Origin of the sequence: Nocardiopsis sp. TNDT3 (assembly GCF_003427465.1) — a bacterium.
Classification (GTDB): domain Bacteria; phylum Actinomycetota; class Actinomycetes; order Streptosporangiales; family Streptosporangiaceae; genus Nocardiopsis; species Nocardiopsis dassonvillei.
This window is the reverse complement of the sequence record NZ_QPFC01001121.1, coordinates 1-1672: the sequence shown is the minus strand read 5'-3', so window position 1 is coordinate 1672 and position 1672 is coordinate 1. Positions and strand designations below refer to the sequence as shown.

Annotated in this window: 2 protein-coding genes; both read left to right on the top strand. The window is 74.8% G+C overall.

The window, feature by feature from the left end:
* Positions 1 to 889: methyltransferase domain-containing protein (locus tag DQW06_RS24610; protein ID WP_117199400.1), on the top strand; the 889-nt coding region annotated here is incomplete at its 5' end.
* Positions 890 to 1051: 162 nt separating this feature from the next.
* On the top strand, positions 1052 to 1567 hold the full coding sequence (locus tag DQW06_RS24605; protein WP_117199399.1) for an ATP-binding protein: 516 nt from the start codon (positions 1052 to 1054) through the stop codon (positions 1565 to 1567).
* Positions 1568 to 1672: the final 105 nt, after the last annotated feature.

Sequence of the window (1672 nt, the reverse complement as noted above, 5' to 3'; positions counted from 1 at the left end):
CCCGGCGCCGTCCTCGGTGGCCGAGACGGTGCAGCGGCTGCGGCTGGCGCCGGGCATGCGGGTGCTGGAGGTGGGCACCGGCAGCGGGTACACCGCCGCCCTGCTCGCGCGGTTCCTGGGCGACGACGCCGTCACCTCGGTGGAGATCGACTTCGAGCTGGCCGAACAGGCGCGGGTGCGGCTGATGAGCGCGGGGCTCACACCTCTGGTGGTCAGCGGGGACGGCATGCGCGGCTGGGCCGGGCGCGCGCCCTACGACCGGGTGGTCAGCGCGGTGACCGTGCAGCGTGTCCCCTACGCCTGGGTGGCGCAGTGCCAGCCCGGCGGACGCGTCCTGACGCCGTGGGGCACCGCCTTCCACCACGGGGTGACGGCCGATCTCGTGGTCGGCCCGCACGGGACCGCGCGCGGCAGGTTCGCCGGGCACACCGACCGCATGTGGGCGCGCGCGGACCGCACCCCGCGCCACCTGCTGGAGACCTACGTCCGGCCGGACGACGACGAGCACACCACGACGTTCTCCCGGCTCCATCCGGGAGAGGTGGTCGGCGACTCCGACGGGGCCTTCGCGGTGGGGTTGCAGATGCCGGACGTGCACAGGATCGTCCGGCTCGGGGGCGGTCCCGAGGATCCGCGGTTCACGGTGTACCTGCTGGACTCCTCGACCTGGTCGTGGGCCTCATGGCACATCGACCCCGGGCACCGGGACCAGGGCTACGAGGTGCGCCAGCACGGCCCCCGCAGGCTGTTCGACGAGTTGGAGGCGGCCCACCTGCTGTGGGTGGAGGCGGGGCGTCCCTCCCACACCCGGTTCGGGCTGACGGTGTCGGCCGAACACCAGCTGGTGTGGCTGGACGACGAGGCCACGGTCTTCGCCGCCATGAGGTGACGGGGCGGGCGGAGCGCCGGGGCCGCGTGCTCCCGGGGCCTCGGAGGACGCCGAGGCATGAAGGCACACAGACACGAGAGAACACCAGGACCCGACGGACCGTGGAGGCCGTTCCCGTGGGAACCGCCCGTGCGGCCGTCGCACGAACCGAGGAGAAGACAGATGACCGTCCTGCCACGCCCACGGCGACCGCTCGACCTGGACAGACGCTGGAAGCGCCGCAGCTACCCCGCCAACCTGGCGGCCATCCGAAGAGCCCGGGCCGACCTGCGCGCCGACCTGTCGCGGATCTCGGGCGCCGACGAGGAACTGGTCGCGGCCGTGGTGCTGTGCGCCAGCGAGATGTTGACCAGCGCCATGGGGCGAGTCCTGCCCGGCGGAAGCGGGGCGGAGGTGGTGCGCACGCTCGTGCTGCGCCATGACCCCGGTGGTCGCCGCGTCCTGCGGCTGTCGGTGGCGGACCGGTGGATTCCGGGCGCCCTGGCGAGCGTGCCGGGTCCGGAGGCGGACCAGGACTGGCGGGAGCTCGCGCTGGGGCAGGGGCTGCTGCTCATCGGCCACTTCTCCGCCCGCTGGGGAACCCGTCGGGCCGGTGCGCCGGGCGAGGACGGGGGCCGCGTGATCTGGGCCGAGTTCGACCTCGCGCCGCGGTGGAGCCCGCGCCGGGTGGCGGCGTAGGGGCGCGGGCCCCGGGTTGGAGCTGGGCCCGGGGCCGCGGTCTCCGAGCCGTTCAGCGGTGGTTCCTCCTCCCCGCCCGTTCCCCGCGCCGCCGCAGGCGACCCC